The sequence below is a fragment of the Streptomyces sp. NBC_00083 genome (genome assembly GCF_026343295.1).
Classification (GTDB): Bacteria; Actinomycetota; Actinomycetes; order Streptomycetales; family Streptomycetaceae; genus Streptomyces.
This window is the reverse complement of sequence record NZ_JAPELY010000001.1, coordinates 1119171-1143323: the sequence shown is the minus strand read 5'-3', so window position 1 is coordinate 1143323 and position 24153 is coordinate 1119171. Positions and strand designations below refer to the sequence as shown.

Sequence of the window (24153 nt, the reverse complement as noted above, 5' to 3'; positions counted from 1 at the left end):
CTCTCGTGGCCGACTTTCGGCCATCCTCGGGCGGGGCGGCCGTACGACCGACACACCGTCGCAACAGCCCTGTCGTAATCGCCCCTCATGGTTGATCGTTGAGCGGTGGAGCGGGACGACGAAGAGGGGGCGTACGCCATGACGATCAGTCGCAGGGCACTGCTCGGCGCCGGGGCCGCGTGCGGTCTGCTCACGGCGTGCGGCTCCAACACCGGCCGTGGCACGGGTGGTTCGGCGGACGGGAAGGTGACGCTCGACCACTGGTACCACCAGTACGGGGAGAGCGGGACCGAGGCGGCGGTGCGCCGGTACGCGGCGGCGTACGGCAAGGCGAAGGTCTCCGTGCAGTGGCGGCCGGGCAACTACGACCAGCAGACCGCTGCGGCGCTGCTCACGTCGTCGGGGCCGGACGTCTTCGAGGTCAACGGGCCGACGCTGGACCAGATCCAGGGCGGCCAGGTCGCCGATCTCACGGCCCTGTTCGACGGGGTGCGGGACGATTTCAATCCGGCGGTGCTCGCGCCGAAGACGTACGACGGGAGGATCTGGGGTGTCCCGCAGGTCGTGGACACCCAGTTCCTGTACTACCGCAAGAGCCTGCTGCGGGACGCTGGGGTCCGGCCGCCGGGTTCGCTGGACGAACTCGTGGACGCGGCGAAGGCGTTGACACGGAACACGGTGAAGGGGCTGTTCCTCGGGAACGACGGGGGCGCCGGCGTACTGGGCGGTACGCCTCTGTACGCGGCGGGGCTCAGCCTGGTCACCGATGACGGCAGGGCGGGTTTCGACGACCCGGCGGCGGCTCGGACGCTGGGGAAGCTGCGCCAGCTGTACACGGACAAGTCGCTGCTGCTGGGTGCGCCGAGCGACTGGTCTGATCCGTCGGCGTTCGTGCAGGGTCTGACGGCGATGCAGTGGTCGGGGCTGTGGGCGCTTCCGGCGGTGCAGAAGGCGTTCGGGGACGATTTCGGGGTGCTGCCGTTCCCGAAGGACGGGCCGGGCGGTAAGCCGTCGGTGCCGGTGGGGGCGTATGCCGCGGCGGTGTCGACGCGGTCGAAGCACCGGGCCGAGGCGGAGGCGTATGTGAAGTGGCTCTGGGTGGAACGCGCCGATTTCCAGGAGGACTTCGCGCTGTCGTACGGCTTCCACATCCCGGCGCGGCTCTCGCTCGCCAAGAAGGCGGCCAAGCTGCGGCAGGGCGCGGCGGCCGAGGTGGTGAGGCTGGTGACGGAGGACGGCTACGCGCAGCCGTTGCTGTGGACGCCGACGATGCAGAGCGCGTACCAGGACGCGTTGAGCCGGATCATCAAGGACGGGGCGAGCCCTGACAGTGAGATGAAATCTGTCATCCGAAAGACCAATGATGAACTTCAGCGGGTGAAGAAGCGCTGACGGCCGTGCGACGCCCGACGCCCCCGCGCCGCCCCGTGCTGCGGCGCCGGGCCCATGACACGCTCTGGTTCTGGATCTTCGTCGGTCCGTTCGCGGCGGGGCTCGCCCTGTTCACGTACGTCCCGCTGCTGTGGAGTGTGTACCTCAGTTTCTTCGACGCGCACAACACGGTCTCGCCGAGCGACTTCGTGGGGTTCGGGAACTACTCGGCGATGCTGCGGGACGGGGCGTTCACCTCCAGCCTCGGCACGTTCGCGGTGTTCTCGCTGTTCATCGTGCCGGCGACGTACGGGCTGGCGCTGGGGCTCGCGCTGATGGTGAACCGGATGCGCCGCTTCCAGGCGTTCTTCCGGTCGGTGTTCTTTCTGCCCGCTGCCTGTTCGTATGTGGTGGCGGCGCTGATCTGGAAGTTGTCGATCTTCAACGGGGTGCGGTTCGGTCTGGCGAACACGGTGCTCGGCTGGTTCGGGGCGGATCAGACGGCGTGGCTTTCGACGACGCATCCGCCCTGGTACTGGCTGGTCATCGTGACGGTGCGGCTGTGGCTGCAGGCCGGGTTCTACATGATCCTCTTCCTGGCGGGGCTCCAGCGGATCAGTCCGCGGCTGTACGAGGCGGCGGCGGTCGACGGGGCGCGGCCGGGGTGGCAGGTGTTCCGGCACATCACGTTTCCGCAGTTGCGTACGACGTCGGTGGCGGTGGTGCTGCTGTTGGTGATCAACGCGTTCCAGGCGTTCGACGAGTTCTACAACCTTCTGTCGGACGCGCGGGGTTATCCGCCCTATGCGCGGCCGCCGTTGGTCTATCTGTATTACACGGCGCTGGGTCAGGGGCAGAACCTGGGGATGGGCAGTGCGGGTGCGGTGATTCTGGCGCTGATCATCGCGGTGGTGACGGTGTTCCAGGCCCGGTGGTTCGGTCTGGGGCGGAAGGAGGCCGAGGCGTGAGGGCGGCGCGGGGGCGGGTGGGGGCCGGGGTGGACGACGCGCTGGTGCGGGCGGGGCGGGCGCTGCGGGCGGTGGTGCTTGTGGTGCTGGCGTTGCTGTTTCTGGTGCCGTTCTATCTGCTGGTGCGCAACGGTCTCGCCGCCGAGCAGGACATCACGTCGCCGTCGTGGACGTTCTTCCCGTCGACGTTGCACTGGTCGAACGTGCGGGAGCTGTTCGAGGATCCGGCGGTGCCGATGGCGCGGTCGTTGCTGAACTCGGCGTTGATCGCGGTGGCGACGACGGTGGGGACGCTGGTGCTGGCGTCGCTGGCGGGGTACGGGCTGGCGAGGATCCCGTACCGCTTCGCCAACCAGGTGTTCTATGCGGTGCTGGGGACGCTGATGGTTCCGGCGGCGGTCACGTTCGTACCAAGTTTCGTTCTTGTTTCGTCGCTCGGCTGGGTGTCGAGCTTGCGTGGTCTGATCGTTCCGACCCTGTTCTCGGGGTTCGCGTGCTTCGTCTTCCGCCAATTCTTCACGGGATTTCCACGGGAGCTTGAGGATGCGGCCCGGGTGGACGGTCTCGGGTATTGGCGGACGTACTGGCGGATCGTCGTACCCAATGCGCGTCCGGTGTTCGCGGCCGTCGGCACCATTGTGTTCATCGGTGCCTGGAATTCCTTTCTGTGGCCGCTGGTGATCGGGCAGGACCGTGGGGCGTGGACGGTGCAGGTGGCGCTGTCGACGTTCACGACGGCTCAAGTGGTGCGGCTGCACGAGCTGTTCGTGGCGGCGGCCGTGTCCATCGTGCCGCTGGTCCTGGTGTTCCTGCTGCTCCAGCGTTACATCGTGGCGGGCGTGGAGCGTTCGGGGATCGACGACTGAGGCCGGCGCGGCGCGGGGGGTGTGCCGCCGGACAGCAGGGCGGAGCCGAGCGGGGTCAGGGTGTGCAGGACGGAGTTGCCGTGCCGCAGGGTGACGAGGAGGCCGGCGTCGCGGAGCACTCCGGCGTGCTGGCTGGCGGAGGCGAGGGAGACGCTTGCCCTGCGGGCGAGTTCGCTGGTGGTGCAGCCGTTGCCGATGGCGTGCAGGACGCTGGAGCGGGTGTGGCCGACGAGGCGGCCGAGTGAGGTGCCGCGGTCTGGTCCTGGCGGGGATTCGTAGGGCGCCTGGGTGTGGGTGACGGGGTAGACGAGGACGGGCGGGAGTTTCGGGTTCTGGAGGGCGACGGGGGTGCGGCGGCAGAAGAAGGAGGGCTGCAGGAGCAGGCCGCGTCCGCCCAGATGGAGTTCGCGGTCGACGGGGTAGTCGGCTTCGAGGACGGGGGCACGCCAGCGGAGCATGGGCGGCAGGGAGGCGAGGAGTTCGCCGGCGCCGCCGTCGAGGAGGGCGCGGCCGCGGGCGGCGCGGTCGGCGTCGACGCGGGTCTGTATGTGGGACCAGTAGGGGGAGACGGCCGCGTGGTGGTAGGCGGCCAGGGCGTCGGCGAGGCGGCCGAGTTGGGTGGTGCAGCCGTCGGCGAGGGAGGCGGCCCAGCCGGTGGAGGGCCGGCCGCCGGGGAGCCGGGAGAGTTCTTCGTTCAGGCGTTCGGGGCCGGTTTCGCGTATGCGTTCAAGTCCGGCGTCGAGGGAATGGGGGCCGCGGGGCGGGGTGAGAAAGTCGGGGAAATATCCCCGACACGGTACGACTGCGGAGAGCAATCGTGTTTCTCCGCTGAGCCGGGCGCGAGTTTCCTGTCGCCATTCGCCGAATACGGAAGCGCCCCGCCGGTCCCTTAAGCGGTGAAAGCTGAGAATCGTTTCCCACAGCGTGTCGGGACCCGGCGCCATACGGAGCCGGGCCAGATCCTCGCCGGTGAAATGAATGCGCAGCACCGAAACCCCACCTGTCCACTGTGTTGCAACCTGTTGCGTTGTGTTGCATCCGCAATTGATCCCCCGACCGACTCGACTGAGTATGCCTCCCGTCACTGCCCGTGACCACGGGCCTTTCAGCCACAGTTGAAAGGCCTCGCGGAAGGTGCCCCGGGGACGAAAAGCTGTACCTCGTCGGGCACGACACCGAGCCAACCGGAAAGATTCTGCGAAGACCGTGGGGGGCTTCACAGGTTCTGGCGGCGGTGGGCGTAGGTGGCGGCTCCGTGCTCGGCGTGGTTGACAGAGTGCGGTTCACGGGTGGGGATCCGTGAACCGCACTCTGCATTTCCGGCCACGGCCCTGTTAAATGTCCGCCATTCAACCGGAATTAAGCGGCCGCACACCTGGCGGGGCCGGTGCTTCGGCGGTCGGGGAAGTGCGCACACGAAAGGGGCAGCACCCCCGCACAGGGTTGCTGCCCCTTCTTGGTGGCCGGAGCCGCCGCCGGATCGGTGGTGAGGGTCGGGGACCCGGCGGCGGTTCCGGGGTCTCAGCGGCTGTCGCTGCCCTTGGACTCGGCCGCGGCGCGGCCGGCTTCGAGGCGGGCGACGGGGATGCGGAACGGCGAGCAGGACACGTAGTCGAGGCCGACCTCGTGGAAGAAGTGCACCGACTCGGGGTCGCCGCCGTGCTCGCCGCAGACGCCGAGCTTGAGGTCGGGGCGGGTGGCGCGGCCGGCCTGGACGGCGGAGCGTACGAGGGAGCCGACGCCGTCCTTGTCGATGGTCTCGAACGGGGAGACTCCGAAGATGCCCTTCTCCAGGTAGGCGGTGAAGAAGCTGGCTTCGACGTCGTCGCGGGAGAAGCCCCACACGGTCTGGGTGAGGTCGTTGGTGCCGAAGCTGAAGAACTGGGCGGCTTCGGCGATCTGGCCGGCCGTCAGGGCGGCGCGGGGCAGTTCGATCATGGTGCCGATGGTCAGCTTGAGTTCGGTGCCGGTGGCGGCCTCGACCTCGGCGATGACGGCGTCGGCCTCCTCGCGGACGATCTCCAGCTCCTGGACGGTGCCGACGAGGGGGATCATGATTTCGGCGCGGGGGTCGCCCTTGGCGTTCTTGCGTTCGGCGGCGGCTTCGGCGATCGCCCGTACCTGCATGGCGAACAGGCCGGGGATGACGAGGCCGAGGCGTACGCCGCGCAGGCCGAGCATGGGGTTCTGCTCGTGCAGCTTGTGGACGGCCTGGAGCAGGCGCAGGTCGTTCTCGTTGGCGTCCTTGCGGGACTCGGCGAGGGCGACGCGTACCGACAGTTCGGTGATGTCGGGCAGGAATTCGTGGAGCGGCGGGTCGAGGAGGCGGACGGTGACGGGGAGTCCGTCCATCGCCTCGAACAGCTCGATGAAGTCCTTCTTCTGGAGCGGGAGCAGGGCACTGAGTGCCGTCTCTCGCTCGTCGTCGGTGTCGGCGAGGATGAGCTTCTCGACCATTTCGCGGCGTTCGCCGAGGAACATGTGCTCGGTGCGGCACAGGCCGATGCCCTGGGCGCCGAAGCGGCGGGCGCGCAGGGCGTCCTCGGCGTTGTCGGCGTTGGCGCGGACGCGCAGGCGGCGTACGCGGTCGGCGTAGGCCATGACGCGGTGGACGGCGCCGACCAGTTCGTCGGCGTCGTCGGCGCCGGCGTGCATGCGGCCCTCGAAGTACTCGACGACGGGGGACGGTACGACGGGGACTTCGCCGAGGTAGACCTTGCCGGTGGAGCCGTCGATGGAGACGACGTCGCCCTCTTCGATGACGGTGCCGGCCTGGGTGGTCATGCGGCGGCGCTTGGTGTCGACCTCCAGCTCCTCGGCTCCGCAGACGCAGGTCTTGCCCATGCCGCGGGCGACGACGGCGGCGTGGGAGGTCTTGCCGCCGCGGGAGGTGAGGATGCCTTCGGAGGCGATCATGCCGTCGAGGTCGTCGGGGTTGGTCTCGCGGCGGATCAGGATGACCTTCTCGCCGGAGCGGGACCATTTGACGGCGGTGTACGAGTCGAAGACGGCCTTGCCGACGGCGGCGCCGGGTGAGGCGGCGATGCCGCGGCCGATGAGGTCGCTCTTGGCGCCGTCGTCGAAGCGGGGGAACATCAGCTGGGCGAGCTGGGCGCCGTTGACGCGCTGGAGGGCCTCGGCCTCGTCGATGAGTCCCTGGTCGACGAGTTGGGTGGCGATGCGGAAGGCGGCGCCCGCGGTGCGCTTGCCGACGCGGGTCTGGAGCATCCACAGCTGGCCGCGCTCGATGGTGAACTCGATGTCGCAGAGATCCTTGTAGTGGGTCTCCAGGGTCTCCATGATGCCCATGAGCTGGTCGTAGGACTTCTTGTCGATGCCCTCCAGGTCGGCGAGGGCGACGGTGTTGCGGATGCCGGCGACGACGTCCTCGCCCTGGGCGTTCTGGAGGTAGTCGCCGTAGACGCCCTGGTGGCCGGAGGCGGGGTCGCGGGTGAAGGCGACGCCGGTGCCGGAGTCGGGGCCGAGGTTGCCGAAGACCATGGAGCAGATGTTGACGGCGGTGCCGAGGTCGCCGGGGATGCGCTCCTGGCGGCGGTAGAGCTTGGCGCGGTCGGTGTTCCACGATTCGAAGACCGAGCAGATCGCGAGGTCCATCTGTTCGCGCGGGTCCTGCGGGAAGTCGCGTCCGGCCTCGGTCTTGACGATCTTCTTGAAGTGCTTGACGAGCTTCTTCAGGTCGCCGGCGTCGAGGTCGGTGTCGACGGTGATCTTCTTGGCGGCCTTGGCTTCGTCGAGGGCTTCCTCGAAGAGTTCGCCGTCGACGCCGAGGACGGTCTTGCCGAACATCTGGATGAGGCGGCGGTAGGAGTCCCAGGCGAACCGCTCGTCGCCGGACTGCTTGGCGAGGCCGGTGACGGACTTGTCGGAGAGCCCGATGTTGAGGACGGTGTCCATCATGCCGGGCATGGAGAACTTGGCGCCGGAGCGGACGGAGACGAGCAGCGGGTCGTCGGCCTGGCCGAGCTTCTTGCCCATGGTGGTCTGGAGGGCGTCGAGGTGTGCGGTGACCTCGTCGCGAAGTTCGGCGGGCTCGTTGCCGCTGTCGAGGTAGACCTTGCAGGCCTCGGTGGTGATCGTGAACCCGGGCGGGACGGGGAGGCCGAGGTTGGTCATCTCGGCGAGGTTCGCGCCCTTCCCGCCGAGAAGGTCCTTGAGGTCCCTGTTCCCCTCGGTGAAGTCGTAGACGAACTTCTGGGTGTGCTGGAGGTTGCTGTCTTCCGACACGGGTCTCGACTCCTCGAATCCGCGGTGGCTGCCCTGACGGCGAGGAACATACCCAGATCGAAGGTGTCTCGGTACGTGCACTTGGGCGTCACGGGGTCGTAACCACTCGTCCGCCACCAGATCGAAAGTGACTGGCGCGTAGGGAGGGGTGAGGCGGTGCCTTCATCACTTGAACGAAGAAGGTAAAGAAAGGGCCTGGATGCGCTCACTTGAGCGGATCTCACGACAGGTGAGTTCATCACTTGAACGAAGAAGGGGTGGCACTGAGTGCCACCCCTTTCAGAGATGCAACCACGCAAAAAGTGCTCATCTGAGCGCAACCCCTATCAGGGGTGGCGAGAATCACGCGCTCGATCGAGCGGGATTCCAGACTTCGGACCGCTCTTTGGACCGGTCCGGCACGATCCGGACCGGCGCGGATCAGCCGCCGGAGGTGTCCAGCTCGGCTTCCATCGTGATGCCGGAGCAGTCGTAGGGGTCCTTCAGCCAGCCGTCCGGCAGGACGACCCGGTTGTTTCCGGACGTTCTGCCGCGCGGGCCGTCCGCACCGTCCGGCCACGACTGGTCCAGGTCCAGCTCGCTCAACTGAGCGGCCAGTTCCTCCAGGGACGAGGTGACCGCGAGGGACTTGCGCATCGCCGATCCGACCGAGAACCCCTTCAGGTACCAGGCGACGTGCTTGCGGAAGTCGATCACACCGCGGGTCTCGTCGCCGATCCACTCGCCGAGCAGCGTCGCGTGCCGCAGCATCACCTCGGAGACCGTGCGCAGCGTGGGGCGCGCGAAGGAGTCGGTGCCCTCGAACGCGGCCACCAGGTCGCCGAAGAGCCAGGGGCGCCCGAGGCAGCCGCGGCCGACCACGACGCCGTCGCAGCCGGTCTCCTTGACCATGCGCAGCGCGTCCTCGGCGCACCAGATGTCGCCGTTGCCGAGGACCGGGATCTCCGGGACGTGCTCCTTGAGGCGGGCGATGGCGTCCCAGTCGGCGGTGCCGCCGTAGTGCTGGGCGGCGGTGCGGCCGTGCAGGGCGATCGCGGTGACGCCCTCCTCGACGGCGATCCGGCCGGCGTCGAGGAAGGTGATGTGGTCGTCGTCGATGCCCTTGCGCATCTTCATGGTGACCGGCAGGTCGCCCGCGCCCGTGACGGCCTCGTGCAGGATCGCGCGGAGCAGGGGCCGCTTGTAGGGCAGGGCCGAACCGCCGCCCTTGCGGGTCACCTTGGGGACGGGGCAGCCGAAGTTGAGGTCGATGTGGTCGGCGAGGTCCTCGTCGACGATCATGCGGACGGCCTTGCCGACGGTGACCGGGTCCACTCCGTAGAGCTGGATCGAGCGCGGGGTCTCGCTCTCGTCGAAGTGGATGAGCTGCATGGTCTTCTCGTTGCGCTCGACCAGCGCCCGCGTGGTGATCATCTCGCTGACGAACAGGCCCTTGCCGCCGGAGAACTCACGGCACAGGGTGCGGAACGGGGCGTTGGTGATGCCGGCCATGGGTGCGAGCACCACGGGCGGCTGCACGGTGTGCGGGCCGATGGAGAGCGTGGTCATCTGTTCATTGTCGCGCATGCGGGAGGCGGCTCTTCGGGGCCGGCGTCGCGTCGCCGGTTATTATTAGTTAGGCGTACTATCGAAGCCATGTCCGAGCCGACCCACCGCCGACGGATGCTCATCCTGGCGATCTGCTGCCTGAGCCTGCTGATCGTCAGTCTCGACAACACCGTCCTCAACGTTGCCCTCCCCTCCCTGCAGAAGGACTTCCACGCCGAGGTCTCCGGTCTGCAGTGGACGATCGACGCCTACACCCTCGTCCTCGCCTCGCTCCTGATGCTGTCGGGGTCGACCGCCGACCGCATCGGCCGCCGCAAGGTGTTCCAGACGGGTCTGGTCCTGTTCACCATCGGCTCGCTGCTCTGCTCGCTCGCGCCCAGCCTCACCACCCTCGTGATCTTCCGGATGGTGCAGGCGGTGGGCGGCTCGATGCTCAACCCCGTCGCGATGTCGATCATCACCAACACCTTCACCGACGCCCGCGAACGCGCCCGCGCCATCGGCGTGTGGGGAGCCGTCGTCGGCATCTCGATGGCCATGGGGCCGATCGTCGGCGGCGCCCTGGTCGAATCGGTGGGCTGGCGCTCGATCTTCTGGCTCAACCTGCCGGTCGGTGCGATCGCGCTGTTCCTGACGTGGCGCTTCATCCCCGAGTCGCGCGCGCCCAAGCCGCGCCGCCCCGACCCGGTCGGTCAGCTCCTGGTCATCGCGCTGCTCGGTTCGCTGACGTACGCGATCATCGAGGTGCCGAGCGCCGGCTGGGACTCGCCGAAGATCCTCGCCTTCGCCTCGCTGGCCGTGGCCTCGCTGATCGGGCTCCTGGTGTACGAGCCGAGGCGCGCCGAGCCCCTCATCGATCTGCGGTTCTTCCGCAGTGCCCCGTTCAGCGGCGCCACGGTGATAGCGGTCTCCGCGTTCTCCGCGCTCAGCGGGTTCCTCTTCCTCAACACCCTCTATCTGCAGAACGCCCGCGGTCTGAGCGCCCTGAACGCCGGGCTCTACATGCTGCCGATGGCCGCGCTGACCTTCGTGTGCGCGCCGGTCTCGGGCCGGCTCGTCGGCAACCGGGGCCCGCGGCTGTCGCTGTTGATCGCGGGCGTGGCGATGGCGTCGAGCGGGCTGCTGTTCGCGCTCTTCGACGCCGAGCGGACCACGGCGCTCCTGTTCACCGGGTACGTCCTGTTCGGGCTCGGCTTCGGCATGGTCAACGCGCCGATCACCAACACGGCGGTCTCCGGGATGCCCCGAGCGCAGGCCGGTGTGGCCGCGGCGGTCGCCTCCACGAGCCGGCAGATCGGGCAGACGCTGGGCGTCGCGGTGATCGGCGCGGTCCTCGCGGGCGGCATGGCGGGCGTCTCGGCGGGCGCGTACGCCGGTCATTTCCCGGACGCGGCGCGGCCCGCGTGGTGGATCATCGCGGGGTGCGGTCTGAGCGTGCTGCTGCTCGGGCTCGCCACGAGCGGGAAGTGGGCGCACGAGTCGGCGCGCCGCACCGCGCGGCGCCTGGAGGCGCCCGTGGCTCAGACGCCGGCGGACGCCAACGCCTGAGCGCGGTCACCCGCGGCGAGCGCCTGGAGGCGCTCCAGGCGCTCGCGGGTCTCCTCGTCGCAGGGCACGTACATCACCAGGCGCGGGCCGGCCGTCGGGCCGAGCCACAGATTGGTGTGTTCGAGGGAGAGCAGGCCGACGTGGGCGTTGCGCAGGTACTTCGTCTTGCCGCCCTGGGTGACCACCTCGTGCCGGGCCCACACCTCGCGGAACTCCGCGGACGCCCCTTCGAGGCGGGCGAGCAGCGCCTTCCAGGCCGGCTCGGCGAGGTGCTCGGCCATCGAGGCGCGGAATTTGGCGGCCATCAGCCGGTTCATGTCGGGCAGGTCGACGACGGAGGCCCGCCACTGGGGGTTGGTGAAGGCCAGCCACAGGCAGTTGCGGTCCTCGGGCGGCACGGCGTCCAGGTCGCACAGGAGCCGGCCGTACGTCCGGTTGTGGGCGAGGATGTCGTACCGGCTGTTCTGGACGCAGGCCGGGATCGGTCCCAGCTGGTCGAGCATGGCGCGCAGCGCGGGGGTGACCCGGGGGCAGGGCGCGTTGGGTGTGGGGTCGAGGGCGCCGGCCAGTGCGAAGAGGTGGCTGCGCTCGCTGGGGTCCAGGAGCAGGGCCCGCGCGAGGGCGTCGAGGACCTGCGGGGAGACCTGGATGTCGCGGGCCTGTTCCAGCCAGGTGTACCAGGTGACGCCGACGGCGGAGAGCTGGGCGACCTCCTCGCGGCGCAGCCCCGGGGTGCGGCGGCGCCGGCCGGGCGGCAGGCCGACCTGCTCGGGGGTGATCCGCTCGCGTCGGCTGCGCAGGAATTCGGCCAGCTCATGGCGGCGGACGTCGCTCGCCGGTGCCACAGGGCTCATGGACTCAGGGTGCCGTACGCGTCGGCCCTTGTCAGCCGGTGTCCAGGTAGTAGTAGTACCAGGATAAGAAGACTCTGGTACCAGGCTGAGAAAAGGTGGATCGTCCTCATCGTGAGCGAAACAACGGTACGGACGACCTCTCAGCCCTCCCCCACCTCTCCCGCTTCTCCGGCCACGTCGGCCTCCCCTGCTTCCGGGTCCGTTCCGGTGGCCCATCACGGGGCGGTCATCGGGCCCCTCGGCCTGTTCACGGTGCTGCTCGGCGCCGCGCTGCCCATGATCGACTTCTTTATCGTCAATGTCGCGCTGCCGTCGATCGACAGCGACCTCGCCGCGGGGCCCGCGACGCTGGAACTGGTCGTGGCGGGATACGGCGTCGCCTACGCGGTGCTGCTCGTGCTCGGCGGGCGGCTCGGCGACATGGCGGGCCGGCGCAGGCTGTTCCTGACGGGCATGGCGGCGTTCGCCCTCACCTCGCTCGCCTGCGGTCTCGCGCCGACCGCCTGGACGCTGGTGGGCGCACGGGTGGCGCAGGGCGCCGCGGCCGCGCTGATGCTGCCGCAGGTCCTCGCCACCATCCAGGCCACCACCCGGGGCCCGCGCCGGGCCAGGGCGATGAGCCTGTACGGGGCGACCGGCGGGCTCTCCATGGTCGCCGGGCAGATCCTCGGCGGCGTCCTGGTCGCGGCCGACGTCGCCGGCACGGGCTGGCGCTCGGTGTTCCTGGTCAACGTGCCCGTCGCCGTCGTCGGCCTGGTCCTCGCCGTGCGCACGGTCCCCGAGACCCGCTCCGACAGGCCGGCCACCATCGACGTGGCGGGCACCCTGCTCCTCGCGCTCTCCCTGCTCTCGCTGCTGCTCCCGCTCACCGAGGGGCGCGCCGCGGGCTGGCCGCTGTGGACGTGGGTCGCGCTCGGTGTCTTCCCGTTCGCGGCGATCGCCTTCTTCCTGGTCGAGCGGCGGGCCGACCGGCTGGGCCGGACACCGCTGGTGCCGCCGAGCCTGCTGGACACGGAGTCGCTGCGCCGTGGCCTCGTGATGGTCGTGCCGTTCTCGATCGGCTTCAGCGGCTTCATGTTCGTCGTCGCGGTGGTGCTGCAGCAGGGGCTGCGGATGGGACCGGTCTCCGCCGGTCTGGCCCTGGTGCCGATGGCGGCCGCCTTCTTCGCGGCGTCGCTGGCCGGGCCGAAGCTGATCGGCCGGTTCGGCACCCGCGTCGTGAGCGCGGGCGGTGTGATCCAGGCGGCCGGTATCGCCCTGCTCACGCTGACCGTGTGGCACGGCTGGTCGGGCCTGACCGTCGCCGAACTCGCCCCCGGCGTCGCGGTGGCCGGCCTCGGCCAGGGCCTCCAGCTCCCGGTCCTCATCCGGCTGATGCTCTCCGACATACCGGCCGACCGGGCCGGAGTGGGCGGCGGCGTGGTCGTCACCACCCAGCAGTCCGCGCTCGCTCTCGGGGTGGCCACCCTGGGCACGCTCTTCCTCGCCCTCGCCCCCTCGCTCGGCATGCGGGACGCGCTCGTCGTCACGCTCCTGGCGCAGCTCGGCCTCGTCGTCGTCACGGCACTCCTCAGCCTGCGGCTGCCGCGTGTCATGCGGTGAGCGGGGACGCGTGACCCGAAGGGCCCGGACCGTGCACACGGTCCGGGCCCTTCGGCGTGCGCGGCGGGCCCGCTCGCGCCGGGGTCCGTGTTGCTTCCCCGGGGCGGTGACAGATGACAGATATTGAAATCTGTCATCTGTCATGTCATGGTGGATACGTATCCCGCCCCACCCCTCCGCCATCAAGGAGCCCCTCATGCGCACCCGCACCCTCGGTACCACCGGCCCCCGTGTCTCCGCGCTCGGTCTCGGCTGCATGGGCATGTCCGCCCTGTACGGAGAGGCCGACCGCGGCGAGTCCATCGCCACCGTGCACGCCGCGCTCGACGCCGGCGTCACCCTCCTGGACACCGGCGACTTCTACGCGATGGGCCACAACGAGATGCTCATCGGCGAGGCGCTGCGTTCCGCTCCCGCCGCGGCCCGCGAACAGGCGCTGACCAGTGTGAAGTTCGGGGCGTTGCGGGACCCGGACGGCGGCTGGTCGGGTTATGACGGGCGGCCGGCCGCGGTGCGGAACTTCGCCGCGTACTCGTTGCAGCGGCTCGGGGTCGACCACATCGACGTCTACCGGATCGCGCGGATCGATCCGGATGTGCCGATCGAGGAGACGGTCGGCGCCATCGCCGAGCTGGTGCAGGCCGGTCATGTGCGGCACATCGGTCTCTCCGAGGTCGGGGCGGACACGCTGCGCCGGGCCGCCGCGGTGGCTCCGATCTCCGATCTGCAGATCGAGTACTCGCTGGTGTCGCGCGGCATCGAGGAGGAGATCCTGCCGGCCGCCGTGGAGCTGGGCATCGGCGTCACCGCGTACGGGGTCCTCTCGCGCGGTCTGATCAGCGGGCACTTCGCGCCGGACCGGCAGCTGGCTCCGGGTGACTTCCGCGGCATGAGCCCGCGTTTCCAGGGCGAGAACCTGCGGCACAACCTCTCTCTGGTGGAGGCGCTGCGGAAAATCGCCGAGCAGAAGGGTGTCTCGGTGGCGCAGATCGCCATCGCGTGGGTGCTGGCGCAGGGCGAGGGCCGGGGTGCGGACATCGTGCCGCTGGTCGGTGCGCGGACGCGGGAGCGGCTCGCGGAGGCGCTCGGGGCGCTGGATGTGGTGCTGTCCGCGGAGGATCTGGCCGCGATCGAGGCTGCGGTGCCGGCGGGTGCGGCGGCGGGTGAGCGGTATCCGGCGGCGCAGATGGCGCATCTGGACAGCGAGCGCTGAGCCTTTCGCCGGGGCTCGGGGACCGTCCTGACCTGTGGACAAGTCTGTCACCCGGGGTTGTCCACAGGCCCGTCGGGCCGTTGGGAGCACAGGTAACGTCATGGCCATGAGTACGGAACCACTGACCGCCGAGCGCATCCTCGTCGCGACCGAGGAGGTGCTGCGCCGCCACGGGCCGGTGAAGGCCACGGTCGTCGATGTCGCGCGTCAGCTGGGGGTGAGTCATGGCAGTGTGTACCGCCATTTCCGTACGAAGGCGGCGTTGCGTGAGGCGGTCACGGAGCGGTGGCTGAACCGTTCGACGGAGCTGTTGCGGGAGATCGCGTCCCGTCAGGATCTGGAGTCGGCGGTGGTGCTGCGGCTGTGGCTGAGCGAGCTGTTCTTGGCGAAGATGCACAAGGCGGGTGACGACCCGGAGCTGTTCGAGACGTATGAGGTGCTGCTGCGGGAGAACAGCCGGGTGGTGGAGGAGCACATCGGTGAGCTGGTGGATCAGCTGACGGTGATCGTGCGGTTCGGTGTGGAGCGGGGCGAGTTCGCGGTGCCGGACGCGGCGGCGGTGTCGGCGCGTGCGGTGTTCGACGCGACGGGCCGCTTCCATGATCCGGTGTATGCGGCGGAGTGGTCGCGGCCGTCGATCCGGGACGAGTTCGGGGCGGTGGTGGATCTGTTGGTGCAGGGTTTGCGGCGTCAGCCGGCCGGCGGGCCCCAGGCGGGGTAGCCGACGGTGACGGAGCCCGAGCCGCTGGAGACGTCGAGGGTGTGGTCGGAGGTGTTGTCGGCGAGCGTGTCGGCGATGGTGCGGGCTCCCGATCCGGAGTGGCCGAGGATGCGGTAGTGGGTGCCGTCGGGGACGGTGAGGGCGACGGTGCCGGAGCCGGCGACGGCGTTGGCGCGGCGGGGAGGGGCGGTGAATTCGGCGCGTATGGTGCCGGAGCCCGTCTTCAAGTCGGCTTCTGGGGTGGCGAGTTGGGTTGCTTCGATCTCGCCGGAGCCGACGGTGGCCCGGACGGTGCCTTTGAGTCCGCGCAGGGTCATGCCGCCGGAGCCGTTGGTGAGGTCGGCCGGTCCCGTCAGGTCGCGTACGCGGATGGCGCCGGAGTCGCTGCGTACCGTGAGGGCGACTTCGGGGGGCACGGTGAGGTGGAGGTCGATCTGGCAGTTCTGGAGGTACCGGTCGACGTAGCCGTTGCACTGGGCGTGGACTTTGAGGGTGTCGCCGTCCCAGGTCCGGTCGATGGTGGGTTTTTTCAGCAGCCAGTTGAGGGTGGCGTCCAGGGCGACGTGGCGGGCGGGGCCGGTGGTGACGGTGATCTGGGCTGATCCGGCGTCGACTTCGACGGCGGACACGGTGTGGGGGCGGTCGTTGTCGGGGCCGGTGTAGGCGCCGGTGCGGCTCGCGTGGTCGGCGAGGAGGGAGGTGGTGAGCGGCACGACGATGAACAGGGCGCCGGTGATCGCGACGAGGATCCAGGGGAGGCGGTGGCGGGGGCGTTGGGTGTCGGGTCCGTGTGTCGTGCTCGGGCCGGTCGTGCCGCCGGGGGGTGTGGTGGCCCGGGGTGGTGTGGGCTGCTCGGTGTCTGTGCCGGTGGGGGTCATGCGGGGCCGCCGTTGAGGAAGCGGAGGACGGCGAGGACGCGGCGGTGGTCGCCGTCGGCGATGGGCAGGTCGAGTTTGGCGAAGATGTTGTTGATGTGTTTGGCGACCGCGCTTTCGCTGACGACGAGTTCGGCGGCGATGCCGGCGTTGGAGCGGCCTTCGGCCATGAGGGCGAGGACTTCGCGTTCGCGGGGGGTGAGGCGTTCGAGGGGGTCGGGTCCGCCGCCGCGGCGCAGCAGGAGCTGGGCGACGACTTGGGGGTCGAGGGCGGTGCCTCCGGCGGCGACGCGCCTGAGGGCGTCGATGAACTCCTCGACGTCGGCGACGCGTTGCTTGAGGAGGTAGCCGATGCCGCCGCTCTGGGTGGCGAGGAGGTCGGCGGCGTAGCGTTCTTCGACGTATTGGGAGAGGAGCAGTACGGCGGTGCCGGGCCATTGTTGACGGATCATCAGGGCGGCGCGTACGCCTTCGTCGGTGAAGCCGGGTGGCATGCGGACGTCGACGAGGGCGAGGTCGGGCCGGTGGGTTTCGACGGCGGTGAGCAGGGTTTCGGCGTCGCCTGTTTCGGCGGCGACGTCGAATCCGGCCATGTCGAGGACTTTGACGAGTCCTATCCGCAGCAGTACTGAGTCTTCGGCGATCACAGCCCGCACGGCAGCTCCACAGTGATGGTGGTCGGGCCCCCGTGGGGGCTGGTGATGGTGAGGGTTCCGTCGATGGACCCTACGCGTTTGTGGAGGCCGAGGAGTCCGGTGCCGGCGGCGGGGTCGGCGCCGCCGATGCCGTTGTCGGTGACGGTGATCGTCAGGGTGGTGGTGTGGCGGCGGACGTGGACCGAGCAGCGGGTGGCGTGGGCGTGTTTGGCGATGTTGGCGAGGGTTTCGGAGACGACGAAGTAGGCGACGGCTTCGATGGTGGGTGTGGGTCGCCGGTCGAGGTCGACGGTGAGGTCGACGGGGAAGGGGGCGCGGGCGGCGATGCCGGAGATCGCGGCGTCGAGGCCGCGGTCCTCCAGGACGGCGGGGTGGAGTCCGCGGACGAGGTTGCTGAGTTCTTCGATGGCTTCTTTGGCCTCGCGGTGGGCTTCGTCGATGACGGCGCGGGCTTCGGGTGGCAGGTCGGTGAGGGTGGCGCGGGCGATGCCGAGGTTCATGGCGAGGGAGACCAGGCGTTGTTGGGCGCCGTCGTGGAGGTCTCGTTCGATGCGGCGGCGTTCCAGGTCGGCGGCGTCGAGGACGTCGGCGCGGCTTTCGGCGAGGTCCTCGACGCGGCGTTCGAGTTCTTTGGCGCGGTTGGGGCCGAGGAGGGCGGTGGCGGCGCCGGTGTCGAGGCGGGCGATGAGCGCGGCGAGGGCGGGGGTGGCGAGGAGGAGCAGGACGCCGAGGATGGTGAAGCCGACGTACTTGTCGCTCCAGCCCGTGGGGCGCTGGCCGGCGGGCAGGGCCCAGGCCCAGGAGAAGACGAGGGCGAAGGCGGCGCCGGCGGTCCAGCCGATGACGACGAGGGCGCCGCCGAGTGCGGCGAGCGGGGAGACCAGCAGGTGGTAGCCGTATTGGCGCCAGGTCGTTTCGGCGCGCAGCCGGGGTATGAGTCCGTGCCGGTGGTACCAGGGGCGGGGCCAGTGGATGGCGGGTATGTCGTGGCCGGTCAGTGACCAGAAGCGGCTGCGTTGGAGGGTGGTGAGCAGGGGGCACAGGGCGAGCACGGCCGCGAGGGCGGTGAGGGCGCTGCCGGGGTGGAAGGTGAGGAAGGTGACGGCGAGTGCGGCGGGTGTGGCCATGGGGACGGCGGCGGCCACGAGGGCGGTGTTGCGCCAGGCCCACGCCGACCACGGCGCGTGGGCTGCGCTCCAGTGGTACGCGCGCCGCAGCGGGCCGGGAGTTGCCATGTGCTCAGGGTAGTTGGGCTGGTGGGGGGCGTTCCATCATGCTGTTGCCCGGTGGGGGGTGTAGCCAGCACCACCGTGGGTTCGGACAGTCGCGTTACTGACCTGGGGTGGTGCGGCGGGGAAGTCTGGGGCTGTGCTCGGGCGGAGGGACCGTCGGGCCGGAAGGAGCCCGTCGTCATGACTCTCGTCGCCCCGCAGACCCGTCCGAGCCGGTCGGTGTCCACCGTTGTGGGTGGTTGGGGCGCATGGCGCCGGCCGCGTCTGGCGACGGTTGTGACGGGGGCGGGGCTTGCGCTGGTGCCGTGGATGGTGGTGCTGGCGAAGACGCTGCCGCGGTCGACGGAGGTGTCCAACTGGGCTACGGCGTGGGTGGGGTTGGACGCGTTGCTGGCGTTGGGGCTCACGGGGACGGGGGTGTTGCTGCGGCGTGATGATCCGCGTGCGGCGCAGGTTGCTGCGGCGACGGGGGCGGTGTTGTTGGTGGACGCGTGGTTCGATGTCACGACTGCGGCGGCGGGTACGGAGTTCGCGACTGCGCTGGCGCTGGCGTTGGTGGCGGAGTTGCCGATGGCGGCGGTCTGCGCGAGGGTCGCCCTCCGCAAACCGTAGCGGCGCCGGGCGCCTTGCGTGGGCGCACGGGGCTGCACCTTCTGCCCGGCTCCGCCGCGGTGGGCTCGGCCGGTCGCTCGGTGCCGGGTGCCCTACTCGGGGCGCGGGGCTGAGCCTTCTGCCCGGCTCCGCCGCGGTGGGCTCGGGTCGCGGGTGCGGCTCCGGGTGCCCTACGTCTTTAGGGGCGCGGGGCTGAGCCTTCTGCGCGGCTCCGCCGCAGCGGGCTCGGGTCGCGGGTGTGGCTCCGGGTGCCCTACGTTTTTAGGGGCGCGGGGAACTGCGCGGGTGCCCCAGCACGGTCCGCAGACGGCAGGCGGGGTTGCTGGGGCTCCGCCCCAGACCCCGGGGGATGCCCCACCCCACCCCTTCCCGAAACCCTCCGGGGGCGGGAAGAGGGGGCTGAGGTCCAGGCTCCTGGGGCTCCGCCCCAGACCCCGTTCGCGCCCGAAAGGCGCTCGTCCTCAAACGCCGGACGGGCTGGAGGTGGGCGCCCGGCACCGAGCAGCCGGACAGACTGAAAGGGCGCGCTCGTCCTCAAACCGCCGGACCGGCTGAAAGCGCGCTCGTCCTCGCACGCCGGACCGGCTGAAGATGCCGCGGCCGGGCGCCCTGCCCAGGGGGAGGGATGCCGACGCCGGGCACGCTGCCGAGGGCAACCCGCTCAGGGGCGCGGGGCCCCGCTCCCGTCCGAGACCCGTGGTGGGGTCGGGCGGGGGCGGAGCCCCGGGGGGTCAGCAGCCGAGGAGGCGGGTGGCGAGGTACTGCTGGATCTGGTCGAGGGAGACCCGCTCCTGCGCCATCGTGTCCCGCTCGCGCACCGTCACCGCGTTGTCGTCGAGCGTGTCGAAGTCGACGGTGACGCAGAACGGCGTGCCGATCTCGTCCTGGCGGCGGTAGCGGCGCCCGATCGCACCGGCGTCGTCGAACTCGATGTTCCAGTTCTGCCGCAGGTCCGCCGCGAGGCCCTTGGCCTTCGGGGAGAGCTGCGGGTTGCGGGAGAGCGGCAGGACGGCGACCTTGACGGGCGCGAGGCGCGGGTCGAGGCGCATCACGGCGCGCTTCTCCATGACGCCCTTGGCGTTGGGTGCCTCGTCCTCGCTGTAGGCGTCGAGGAGGAAGGCGAGCATGGCGCGGCCGACACCGGCTGCGGGCTCGATGACGTACGGCGTCCAGCGCTCGCCGGCTTCCTGGTCGAAGTAGACCAGGTCGTGGCCGGAGGCCTTGGAGTGGGCGTTGAGGTCGTAGTCGGTGCGGTTGGCGACGCCTTCGAGCTCGCCCCACTCGCTGCCGCCGAAGCTGAAGCGGTACTCGATGTCGGCGGTGCGCTTGGAGTAGTGGGAGAGCTTCTCCTGCGGGTGCTCGAACCAGCGCATGTTCTCTTCACGCAGGCCGAGGCCGGTGTACCAGTTCCAGCGCTGCTCCATCCAGTATTCCTGCCACTGCTCGTCCTCGCCGGGCTTGACGAAGAACTCCATCTCCATCTGCTCGAACTCGCGGGTGCGGAAGATGAAGTTGCCGGGCGTGATCTCGTTGCGGAAGGACTTGCCCATCTGCGCGATGCCGAACGGCGGCTTCTTGCGGGAAGTCTGCAGGACCTGGCCGAAGTTGGTGAAGATGCCCTGGGCGGTCTCGGGGCGCAGGTAGGCGACGGAGGCGGTGTCCTGGGTGGGGCCGAGGTGGGTGGAGAGCAGGCCGGAGAAGCTCTTGGGCTCGGTGAAGGTGCCCTTGTTGCCGCAGTTGGGGCAGTTGAGGTCGGCGAGGCCGTTCTCGGGGGCCTTGCCGTGCTTCTCCTCGTACGCCTCTTCGAGGTGGTCCGCGCGGAAACGCTTGTGGCAGGAGGTGCACTCGGTGAGCGGGTCGGTGAAGGTGGCGACGTGGCCGGAGGCCTCCCAGACCTCGGAGGCCAGGATCACCGACGAGTCGATGCCGACGACGTCCTCACGCGAGGTGACCATGTAGCGCCACCACTGGCGCTTCAGGTTCTCCTTCAGCTCGACACCCAGCGGCCCGTAGTCCCAGGCGGCCTTCTGGCCGCCGTAGATCTCGCTGCACGGGTAGACGAAGCCACGGCGCTTGCTCAGGTTGACGATGGTGTCGATCTTGTCGGCGGCCACGGTGCTCTCTTCATTAACGACGACGTGAACGGGGGAACGGCGAAGCCTTCAGATTACCGGCGGTCGCACCCCCTCTATCAAATCGGTTGTCGCGCGGGGTCCTGTGCGGGGGGCCACCCGTACTGATTATTGACAACCGTTTCCATCTTTGTTGAAAATGGATGTCATGAACGTACGCCGCCTCATACCCACGGCCGCCCTCTCCTGCGCCGCCCTCCTCGGCCTCACCGCCCTCACGGCCTGCGGTGCGGAAGGCTCCGGCGACGGCAGGAAGGACGGCAGGCTGGACGTGGTGGCGTCGTTCTATCCGCTGCAGTTCCTGACCGAGCAGATAGGCGGGGACCATGTGGCGGTCACCGCGCTGACCAAGCCCGGCGTGGAGCCGCACGACCTGGAGATCAGCGCCCGCCAGACCGCGAAGCTCAACGACGCCGACGCGGTCGTCTACCTCAAGGGCCTCCAGCCCGCCGTCGACGCGGCGGTCGCCCAGGCCGACCTCAAGACGAAGATCGACGCCTCGACGCTCACCTCGATGGAGAAGCACGGCAACGAAGTGGGCGGCCACGCCGCGGCCCACGACCACACCACCGGCGCCGAAGGCGAGCAGGGCGACGAGGCGGGAGGGAGCGGGGGCGAGCACGGCCACCGTCACTCCGAGGCCGGCGACGACCCGCACATCTGGCTCGACCCGGTGAAGTACGCCGAGGTCGCCAAGGGCGTCGGCGCCGCCCTCGCCAAGGCCGACCCCGCGCACGCCGCGGACTACCGCAAGAACACCGACACGCTGGTGGGCAGGCTCGGCGCCCTCGACAAGGAGTACGCGGCCGCCCTCAAGAACTCCACGGCCCTCACCTCCCGGGTCTTCATCACCACCCACGCCGCCTTCGGCTACCTCGCCGAGCGCTACGGGCTGACCGAGGAGGCCATCAACGGCCTCGACCCGGACTCCGAGCCCAGCCCCGCGCGGATCAGGGACCTCCAGAAGATGGCGAAGGCCGACGGCGTCACGACCGTCTTCTACGAGACGCTGGTCAGCGACAAGACCGCCAAGACCCTCGCCTCGGACGCCTCGCTCAAGACCGACGTCCTGGACCCCCTGGAGGGGATCACCGACCGGTCGAGGGGCACCGACTACTTCTCGGTGATGCGGTCCAACCTGACCGCCCTGACCACGGCGCTCACCGCCAAGTGACCATCCTGCCCACCGCTTTGGAGGCTCCCGCCATGGCGCCCGTCACACCCGCAGCCCCTGCCACGCCCTCCGCGGCCCCCACCCCCGCCGCATCCCCCTCCCCCGTCATAGCCCTCACCAAGGTGACCGCCGAGCTCGGCTCGCGCCCCGTCCTGCGCGGCATCGACCTGACCGTCATGCCCGGCGAGGTCGTGGCCCTGCTCGGCGCGAACGGCTCCGGCAAGTCGACGGCGATCCGCACCCTCATCGGCCAGGTGCCGCTCAGCGGCGGCACCGTCGAGATCTTCGGCACCCCCCGCCGGCGCTTTCGCGACTGGGGGCGCGTCGGCTACGTACCGCAGCGCACCACGGCCGCGGGCGGCGTGCCCGCCACGATCCGCGAGGTCGTCTCCACCGGCCGCCTCTCCCGGGCCCGCTTCGGCGTCCTGCGCAAGGCCGACCGCGAGGCCGTCGACGCGGCGATCGCGGCCGTGGGCCTCGCCGACCGCGCGAAGGACTCCGTCGACGCACTCTCCGGCGGCCAGCACCAACGCGTCCTGATCGCACGGGCGTTGGCCGCCGAACCCGAACTCCTGATCATGGACGAGCCGATGGCGGGCGTCGACATCGAGAGCCAGGAGATCCTCGCGGCGACCCTGCGCGAACAGGTCGCCGCCGGTGCGTCCGTCCTGCTCGTCCTGCACGAACTCGGGCCGCTGGAACCCCTCATCGACCGGGCGGTGGTGCTGCGCGACGGCTGCGTCGTGCACGACGGGCCGCCGCCGAGGGCCGTCGGCCAGCACGCGCTGCCCGGCCACGACCACGTACATCCGCACACGGCCGCCGAGCCGGTACGCACGGGACTGCTGACCTGATCATGATGGAACTCCTCAACTCCGCTTTCATGCAACGGGCGTTGTTCGCCGCCGCCCTCGTCGGCATCACCGCGCCGGCCGTCGGGATCTACCTCGTCCAGCGCCGCCAGGCCCTCATGGGCGACGGCATCGGCCACGTGGCGATGACCGGCGTCGGCCTCGGCTTCCTGCTCTCCACCTCACCGGTGTGGATGGCGACCCTGGTCTCCGTGCTCGGCGCGGTCACCATGGAACTGATCCGCTGGTACGGCAAGACGCGCGGCGACATCGCGCTCGCGATGCTGTTCTACGGCGGCATGGCGGGCGGTGTGCTCTTCATCAACCTCGCGCCCGGCGGCTCCACCGCCAACCTCAACTCCTACCTCTTCGGCTCCCTCGCGACGGTCTCCCGCTCCGACGTGTGGGCCATCAGCCTCCTCGCCGCGTTCGTCCTGATCGTCACCGTCGGCCTGCGCCGCCAGCTCTTCGCGGTCAGCCAGGACGAGGAGTTCGCCCGGGTGACGGGACTGCCGGTGCGCGCCCTGAACCTGCTCACCGCGGTCACGGCGGCGGTCACCGTCACGGTCGCGATGCGGGTGGTGGGCCTGCTCCTGGTCTCCGCGCTGATGGTGGTGCCGGTCGCCGCCGCCCAGCAGCTGTCCCGCAGCTTCGCCTGGACCTTCGCGATCGCGGTGGCGATCGGCGTGACGGTCACGCTGAGCGGAACGGTCGTCACGTACTACGAGGACGTGCCGCCCGGCGCCGTCATCGTCCTGTTCACGATCGCGATCTTCATCGCCCTGACCGCGCTCGCCGCGCCCCTGGCCAGGCGGCGGGCCCGCGCCACGGCGGCGGCGTCGCCGGGCGAGGGCGAGTGCGGCCTCGACGTACCCGGCGGGGCACCCGGTGGCGTGCCCGGCCCCGCAAAGCCTCAGGCCGGCGAGGTCACGGCCTGAGCGGGAGCTGGCACAATGGCCCGAGGAAGGTTTGTACGGGTCAAGGCTTGGAGGCACCTGTGACGACAGCGCCGCTCGGCGGGTCCAATACCGCCCCCGTACGAGGCCGGTCGACCCGGCAGCGTGCCGCGGTGGCGGCGGCGCTGGACGAGGTGGACGAGTTCCGCAGCGCGCAGGAGCTGCACGACATGCTCAAGCACCGGGGCGACTCGGTGGGCCTGACCACCGTCTACCGCACGCTGCAGTCCCTCGCGGACGCCGGCGAGGTGGATGTGCTGCGCACCAGCGACGGGGAGTCGGTGTACCGGCGCTGCTCCTCCGGCGACCACCACCATCACCTGGTGTGCCGGGTGTGCGGCAAGGCGGTGGAGGTCGAGGGGCCGGCGGTCGAGAAGTGGGCGGAGTCGATCGCGTCGCAGCACGGGTATGTGAACGTGGCCCACACGGTGGAGATCTTCGGGACGTGTGAGGTGTGCGCGGGCGCGGAGTAGCTCCGCGGGACGCCGACCCGCCAAGCCCCGGGGCGGAGCCCCAGGCAACCCCGCCTTCGGGTGCGGACCGTGCCCGCGCCCCCAGGTGGGCTGCTCTCGGGCAGGGTGCCCAGCATCGGCCACCCCAGCCCGTCCGGCTGCTCGACCCCGGCCCGTGCGGGCCACCTCAGCCCGTCCGGCGTTTGAGGACGAGCGCCCTTCAGGCGCGAACGGGGTCTGGGGCGGAGCCCCAGGGGCCGGCTTCAGGGTGCGGACC

20 protein-coding genes are annotated in these 24153 nt (G+C 70.2%); 12 read left to right on the top strand and 8 right to left on the bottom strand.

Features of this window, described 5'->3' with window-relative positions:
* The first annotated feature begins 138 nt into the window (after positions 1 to 138).
* Genes OOJ98_RS04865 through OOJ98_RS04855 form a run of 3 tightly spaced genes read left to right on the top strand, consistent with a single transcriptional unit; the run spans position 139 to position 3205 of the window.
* Positions 139 to 1392, top strand: coding sequence for an ABC transporter substrate-binding protein (locus tag OOJ98_RS04865; RefSeq protein ID WP_267055514.1), 1254 nt, complete (start codon positions 139 to 141; stop codon positions 1390 to 1392).
* A gap of 5 nt (positions 1393 to 1397) precedes the next feature.
* On the top strand, positions 1398 to 2339 hold the full coding sequence (locus tag OOJ98_RS04860; protein WP_267053364.1) for a carbohydrate ABC transporter permease: 942 nt from the start codon (positions 1398 to 1400) through the stop codon (positions 2337 to 2339).
* A gap of 29 nt (positions 2340 to 2368) precedes the next feature.
* Positions 2369 to 3205, top strand: coding sequence for a carbohydrate ABC transporter permease (locus OOJ98_RS04855; RefSeq protein ID WP_267053363.1), 837 nt, complete (start codon positions 2369 to 2371; stop codon positions 3203 to 3205).
* On the opposite strand, the gene OOJ98_RS04850 is transcribed toward OOJ98_RS04855, so the two are convergent.
* From OOJ98_RS04850 to dusB, 3 genes are all read right to left on the bottom strand, one after another.
* Entirely contained in the window at positions 3163 to 4194 is a 1032-nt protein-coding gene (locus OOJ98_RS04850; RefSeq protein WP_267053362.1) for a helix-turn-helix transcriptional regulator, read from the bottom strand. The genes OOJ98_RS04855 and OOJ98_RS04850 overlap by 43 nt on opposite strands.
* A gap of 532 nt (positions 4195 to 4726) precedes the next feature.
* Positions 4727 to 7450, bottom strand: coding sequence for a pyruvate, phosphate dikinase (ppdK, locus tag OOJ98_RS04845; RefSeq protein WP_267053361.1), 2724 nt, complete (start codon positions 7448 to 7450; stop codon positions 4727 to 4729).
* Positions 7451 to 7870: 420 nt separating this feature from the next.
* Complete coding sequence (gene dusB / locus OOJ98_RS04840; protein WP_267055513.1) at positions 7871 to 8998, bottom strand: tRNA dihydrouridine synthase DusB; 1128 nt, start codon at positions 8996 to 8998, stop codon at positions 7871 to 7873.
* 87 nt (positions 8999 to 9085) lie between these two features.
* Between dusB and OOJ98_RS04835 the strand changes: the two genes are divergently transcribed.
* Complete coding sequence (locus tag OOJ98_RS04835) at positions 9086 to 10546, top strand: MFS transporter (protein WP_267053360.1); 1461 nt, start codon at positions 9086 to 9088, stop codon at positions 10544 to 10546.
* Here OOJ98_RS04835 and OOJ98_RS04830 read toward each other — a convergent pair.
* Positions 10519 to 11400: a helix-turn-helix domain-containing protein gene (locus OOJ98_RS04830; protein WP_267053359.1), complete on the bottom strand. Its 882-nt coding sequence runs from the start codon at positions 11398 to 11400 to the stop codon at positions 10519 to 10521. The two genes, OOJ98_RS04835 and OOJ98_RS04830, sit on opposite strands and share 28 nt — an antisense overlap.
* A 207-nt stretch (positions 11401 to 11607) precedes the next feature.
* Between OOJ98_RS04830 and OOJ98_RS04825 the strand changes: the two genes are divergently transcribed.
* The 3 genes from OOJ98_RS04825 to OOJ98_RS04815 all read left to right on the top strand — a co-directional run bounded on the left by OOJ98_RS04825 (position 11608) and on the right by OOJ98_RS04815 (position 14936).
* Positions 11608 to 13002 carry an MFS transporter gene (locus tag OOJ98_RS04825; RefSeq protein WP_267053358.1) on the top strand — a complete coding sequence of 465 codons (1395 nt, stop codon included), beginning with the start codon at positions 11608 to 11610 and terminating at the stop codon, positions 13000 to 13002.
* A gap of 196 nt (positions 13003 to 13198) precedes the next feature.
* On the top strand, positions 13199 to 14215 hold the full coding sequence (locus OOJ98_RS04820) for an aldo/keto reductase (RefSeq protein WP_267053357.1): 1017 nt from the start codon (positions 13199 to 13201) through the stop codon (positions 14213 to 14215).
* A 100-nt stretch (positions 14216 to 14315) separates the two neighbouring features.
* On the top strand, positions 14316 to 14936 hold the full coding sequence (locus OOJ98_RS04815) for a TetR/AcrR family transcriptional regulator (protein WP_267053356.1): 621 nt from the start codon (positions 14316 to 14318) through the stop codon (positions 14934 to 14936).
* Here the strand turns inward: OOJ98_RS04815 and OOJ98_RS04810 are convergent.
* From OOJ98_RS04810 to OOJ98_RS04800, 3 genes are read right to left on the bottom strand one after another with little or no spacing between them, the layout of a single operon-like run.
* On the bottom strand, positions 14906 to 15814 hold the full coding sequence (locus OOJ98_RS04810) for a DUF4097 family beta strand repeat-containing protein (RefSeq protein ID WP_267053355.1): 909 nt from the start codon (positions 15812 to 15814) through the stop codon (positions 14906 to 14908). The two genes, OOJ98_RS04815 and OOJ98_RS04810, sit on opposite strands and share 31 nt — an antisense overlap.
* Entirely contained in the window at positions 15811 to 16467 is a 657-nt protein-coding gene (locus tag OOJ98_RS04805) for a response regulator transcription factor (protein WP_267053354.1), read from the bottom strand. The genes OOJ98_RS04810 and OOJ98_RS04805 overlap by 4 nt, the downstream gene beginning before the upstream one ends.
* Entirely contained in the window at positions 16455 to 17702 is a 1248-nt protein-coding gene (locus OOJ98_RS04800; protein WP_267053353.1) for a histidine kinase, read from the bottom strand. The genes OOJ98_RS04805 and OOJ98_RS04800 overlap by 13 nt, the downstream gene beginning before the upstream one ends.
* A gap of 177 nt (positions 17703 to 17879) precedes the next feature.
* Here OOJ98_RS04800 and OOJ98_RS04795 point away from each other — a divergent pair, with 177 nt between their 5' ends.
* Positions 17880 to 18311 carry a hypothetical protein gene (locus OOJ98_RS04795; RefSeq protein ID WP_267053352.1) on the top strand — a complete coding sequence of 144 codons (432 nt, stop codon included), beginning with the start codon at positions 17880 to 17882 and terminating at the stop codon, positions 18309 to 18311.
* Positions 18312 to 19042: 731 nt separating this feature from the next.
* Here OOJ98_RS04795 and OOJ98_RS04790 read toward each other — a convergent pair.
* Complete coding sequence (locus OOJ98_RS04790) at positions 19043 to 20425, bottom strand: glycine--tRNA ligase (protein WP_267053351.1); 1383 nt, start codon at positions 20423 to 20425, stop codon at positions 19043 to 19045.
* A gap of 166 nt (positions 20426 to 20591) precedes the next feature.
* Here OOJ98_RS04790 and OOJ98_RS04785 point away from each other — a divergent pair, with 166 nt between their 5' ends.
* From OOJ98_RS04785 to OOJ98_RS04770, 4 genes are read left to right on the top strand one after another with little or no spacing between them, the layout of a single operon-like run.
* Positions 20592 to 21617: a metal ABC transporter substrate-binding protein gene (locus OOJ98_RS04785; protein ID WP_267053350.1), complete on the top strand. Its 1026-nt coding sequence runs from the start codon at positions 20592 to 20594 to the stop codon at positions 21615 to 21617.
* A 32-nt stretch (positions 21618 to 21649) separates the two neighbouring features.
* Positions 21650 to 22471, top strand: a complete 822-nt coding sequence (locus tag OOJ98_RS04780) for a metal ABC transporter ATP-binding protein (protein ID WP_267053349.1) — start codon at positions 21650 to 21652, stop codon at positions 22469 to 22471.
* A gap of 5 nt (positions 22472 to 22476) precedes the next feature.
* A complete protein-coding gene (locus OOJ98_RS04775; RefSeq protein WP_267053348.1) occupies positions 22477 to 23406 on the top strand; it encodes a metal ABC transporter permease in 930 nt (309 codons plus the stop codon).
* A gap of 59 nt (positions 23407 to 23465) precedes the next feature.
* Positions 23466 to 23897, top strand: a complete 432-nt coding sequence (locus OOJ98_RS04770) for a Fur family transcriptional regulator (RefSeq protein WP_267053347.1) — start codon at positions 23466 to 23468, stop codon at positions 23895 to 23897.
* Positions 23898 to 24153: the final 256 nt, after the last annotated feature.